This is a genomic window from Lelliottia sp. 7254-16, from assembly GCF_002922995.1.
Lineage (GTDB): Bacteria > Pseudomonadota > Gammaproteobacteria > Enterobacterales > Enterobacteriaceae > Enterobacter > Enterobacter jeotgali.
The window spans coordinates 1-4,645 of the sequence record NZ_PQVS01000032.1 but is presented as its reverse complement, the minus strand read 5'-3'; the positions used below and the strand labels follow the sequence as shown (position 1 = coordinate 4,645).

At 52.7% G+C, this 4,645-nt stretch carries 2 rRNA genes; both read right to left on the bottom strand.

What is annotated here, in order from left to right:
• Positions 1 to 2,794 (bottom strand): 23S ribosomal RNA (locus C3708_RS23485); the annotation flags it as partial.
• Positions 2,795 to 3,026: 232 nt separating this feature from the next.
• Positions 3,027 to 4,566, bottom strand: a 16S ribosomal RNA gene (locus C3708_RS23475).
• Between the last annotated feature and the right edge of the window lie 79 nt (positions 4,567 to 4,645).

The window sequence follows — 4,645 nt, the reverse complement described above, 5'->3', positions numbered from 1 at the left end:
GTCAGGGAGAACTCATCTCGGGGCAAGTTTCGTGCTTAGATGCTTTCAGCACTTATCTTTTCCGCATTTAGCTACCGGGCAATGCCATTGGCATGACAACCCGAACACCAGTGATGCGTCCACTCCGGTCCTCTCGTACTAGGAGCAGCCCCCCTCAATTCTCCAGCGCCCACGGCAGATAGGGACCGAACTGTCTCACGACGTTCTAAACCCAGCTCGCGTACCACTTTAAACGGCGAACAGCCGTACCCTTGGGACCTACTTCAGCCCCAGGATGTGATGAGCCGACATCGAGGTGCCAAACACCGCCGTCGATATGAACTCTTGGGCGGTATCAGCCTGTTATCCCCGGAGTACCTTTTATCCGTTGAGCGATGGCCCTTCCATTCAGAACCACCGGATCACTATGACCTGCTTTCGCACCTGCTCGAGCCGTCACTCTCGCAGTCAAGCTAGCTTATGCCATTGCACTAACCTCCTGATGTCCGACCAGGATTAGCTAACCTTCGTGCTCCTCCGTTACTCTTTAGGAGGAGACCGCCCCAGTCAAACTACCCACCAGACACTGTCCGCAACCCGGATTACGGGTCTACGTTAGAACACCAGCCATTAAAGGGTGGTATTTCAAGGTTGGCTCCACGCAGACTGGCGTCCACGCTTCAAAGCCTCCCACCTATCCTACACATCAAGGACCAGTGTTCAGTGTCAAGCTATAGTAAAGGTTCACGGGGTCTTTCCGTCTTGCCGCGGGTACACTGCATCTTCACAGCGAGTTCAATTTCACTGAGTCTCGGGTGGAGACAGCCTGGCCATCATTACGCCATTCGTGCAGGTCGGAACTTACCCGACAAGGAATTTCGCTACCTTAGGACCGTTATAGTTACGGCCGCCGTTTACCGGGGCTTCGATCAAGAGCTTCGCGTTGCCGCTAACCCCATCAATTAACCTTCCGGCACCGGGCAGGCGTCACACCGTATACGTCCACTTTCGTGTTTGCACAGTGCTGTGTTTTTAATAAACAGTTGCAGCCAGCTGGTATCTTCGACTGGTTTCAGCTCCATCCGCAGGGACTTCACCTACACACCAGCGTGCCTTCTCCCGAAGTTACGGCACCATTTTGCCTAGTTCCTTCACCCGAGTTCTCTCAAGCGCCTTGGTATTCTCTACCTGACCACCTGTGTCGGTTTGGGGTACGATTTGATGTTACCTGATGCTTAGAGGCTTTTCCTGGAAGCAGGGCATTTGTTACTTCAGCACCGTAGTGCCTCGTCATCACACCTCAGCGTTAATAAGCGTCCGGATTTACCTAAACGCTCCGCCTACATGCTTAAACCGGGACAACCGTCGCCCGGCTAACATAGCCTTCTCCGTCCCCCCTTCGCAGTAACACCGAGTACAGGAATATTAACCTGTTTCCCATCGACTACGCCTTTCGGCCTCGCCTTAGGGGTCGACTCACCCTGCCCCGATTAACGTTGGACAGGAACCCTTGGTCTTCCGGCGAGCGGGTTTTTCACCCGCTTTATCGTTACTTATGTCAGCATTCGCACTTCTGATACCTCCAGCACCCCTCACAGGACACCTTCAACGGCTTACAGAACGCTCCCCTACCCAACAACACATAGTGTCGCTGCCGCAGCTTCGGTGCATGGTTTAGCCCCGTTACATCTTCCGCGCAGGCCGACTCGACCAGTGAGCTATTACGCTTTCTTTAAATGATGGCTGCTTCTAAGCCAACATCCTGGCTGTCTGTGCCTTCCCACATCGTTTCCCACTTAACCATGACTTTGGGACCTTAGCTGGCGGTCTGGGTTGTTTCCCTCTTCACGACGGACGTTAGCACCCGCCGTGTGTCTCCCGTGATAACATTCTTCGGTATTCGTAGTTTGCATCGGGTTGGTAAGCCGGGATGGCCCCCTAGCCGAAACAGTGCTCTACCCCCGAAGATGAGTTCACGAGGCGCTACCTAAATAGCTTTCGGGGAGAACCAGCTATCTCCCGGTTTGATTGGCCTTTCACCCCCAGCCACAAGTCATCCGCTAATTTTTCAACATTAGTCGGTTCGGTCCTCCAGTTAGTGTTACCCAACCTTCAACCTGCCCATGGCTAGATCACCGGGTTTCGGGTCTATACCCTGCAACTTAACGCCCAGTTAAGACTCGGTTTCCCTTCGGCTCCCCTATACGGTTAACCTTGCTACAGAATATAAGTCGCTGACCCATTATACAAAAGGTACGCAGTCACCTAACAAGTAGGCTCCCACTGCTTGTACGTACACGGTTTCAGGTTCTTTTTCACTCCCCTCGCCGGGGTTCTTTTCGCCTTTCCCTCACGGTACTGGTTCACTATCGGTCAGTCAGGAGTATTTAGCCTTGGAGGATGGTCCCCCCATATTCAGACAGGATACCACGTGTCCCGCCCTACTCTTCGAGTTCACAGCGTGTGCATTTTTGTGTACGGGACTATCACCCTGTACCGTCGGACTTTCCAGACCGTTCCACTAACACACGCGCTGATTCAGACTCTGGGCTCCTCCCCGTTCGCTCGCCGCTACTGGGGGAATCTCGGTTGATTTCTTTTCCTCGGGGTACTTAGATGTTTCAGTTCCCCCGGTTCGCCTCATGCCACTATGTATTCATGACATGATAGTGTGTCGAAACACACTGGGTTTCCCCATTCGGGTATCGCCGGGTCAAAGGTTCATATCACCTCGCCGACGCTTATCGCAGATTAGCACGCCCTTCATCGCCTCTGACTGCCAGGGCATCCACCGTGTACGCTTAGTCGCTTAACCTCACAACCCGAAGATGTTTCGTAAAACACCATCGTGTTGCGAAAATTTGAGAGACTCGAACACACCGTCATTCTGTTCTTATTACGGAGAACAGACGCAGCGTGTCGTTTCAATTTTCAGCTTGATCCAGATTTTTAAAGAGCAAAACTTCTTAATGCACTCGAAAGTACATTCAGAAGTTCATTATTCATCAGACAATCTGTGTGGACACTACAAAGGCAGGTTCTTCAGGTAAGGAGGTGATCCAACCGCAGGTTCCCCTACGGTTACCTTGTTACGACTTCACCCCAGTCATGAATCACAAAGTGGTAAGCGCCCTCCCGAAGGTTAAGCTACCTACTTCTTTTGCAACCCACTCCCATGGTGTGACGGGCGGTGTGTACAAGGCCCGGGAACGTATTCACCGTAGCATTCTGATCTACGATTACTAGCGATTCCGACTTCATGGAGTCGAGTTGCAGACTCCAATCCGGACTACGACGTACTTTATGAGGTCCGCTTGCTCTCGCGAGGTCGCTTCTCTTTGTATACGCCATTGTAGCACGTGTGTAGCCCTACTCGTAAGGGCCATGATGACTTGACGTCATCCCCACCTTCCTCCAGTTTATCACTGGCAGTCTCCTTTGAGTTCCCGGCCGAACCGCTGGCAACAAAGGATAAGGGTTGCGCTCGTTGCGGGACTTAACCCAACATTTCACAACACGAGCTGACGACAGCCATGCAGCACCTGTCTCACGGTTCCCGAAGGCACTAAAGCATCTCTGCTAAATTCCGTGGATGTCAAGAGTAGGTAAGGTTCTTCGCGTTGCATCGAATTAAACCACATGCTCCACCGCTTGTGCGGGCCCCCGTCAATTCATTTGAGTTTTAACCTTGCGGCCGTACTCCCCAGGCGGTCGACTTAACGCGTTAGCTCCGGAAGCCACTCCTCAAGGGAACAACCTCCAAGTCGACATCGTTTACGGCGTGGACTACCAGGGTATCTAATCCTGTTTGCTCCCCACGCTTTCGCACCTGAGCGTCAGTCTTTGTCCAGGGGGCCGCCTTCGCCACCGGTATTCCTCCAGATCTCTACGCATTTCACCGCTACACCTGGAATTCTACCCCCCTCTACAAGACTCTAGCCTGCCAGTTTCGAATGCAGTTCCCAGGTTGAGCCCGGGGATTTCACATCCGACTTGACAGACCGCCTGCGTGCGCTTTACGCCCAGTAATTCCGATTAACGCTTGCACCCTCCGTATTACCGCGGCTGCTGGCACGGAGTTAGCCGGTGCTTCTTCTGCGAGTAACGTCAATCACTGAGGTTATTAACCTCAATGCCTTCCTCCTCGCTGAAAGTACTTTACAACCCGAAGGCCTTCTTCATACACGCGGCATGGCTGCATCAGGCTTGCGCCCATTGTGCAATATTCCCCACTGCTGCCTCCCGTAGGAGTCTGGACCGTGTCTCAGTTCCAGTGTGGCTGGTCATCCTCTCAGACCAGCTAGGGATCGTCGCCTAGGTGAGCCATTACCCCACCTACTAGCTAATCCCATCTGGGCACATCTGATGGCAAGAGGCCCGAAGGTCCCCCTCTTTGGTCTTGCGACGTTATGCGGTATTAGCTACCGTTTCCAGTAGTTATCCCCCTCCATCAGGCAGTTTCCCAGACATTACTCACCCGTCCGCCGCTCGTCACCCGAGAGCAAGCTCTCTGTGCTACCGCTCGACTTGCATGTGTTAGGCCTGCCGCCAGCGTTCAATCTGAGCCATGATCAAACTCTTCAATTTAAGTTTGATGCTCGTGAATTAAACTTCGTAATGAATTACGTATGTTCACTCAGAGACTTTGGTATTCATTTAGCGTCTT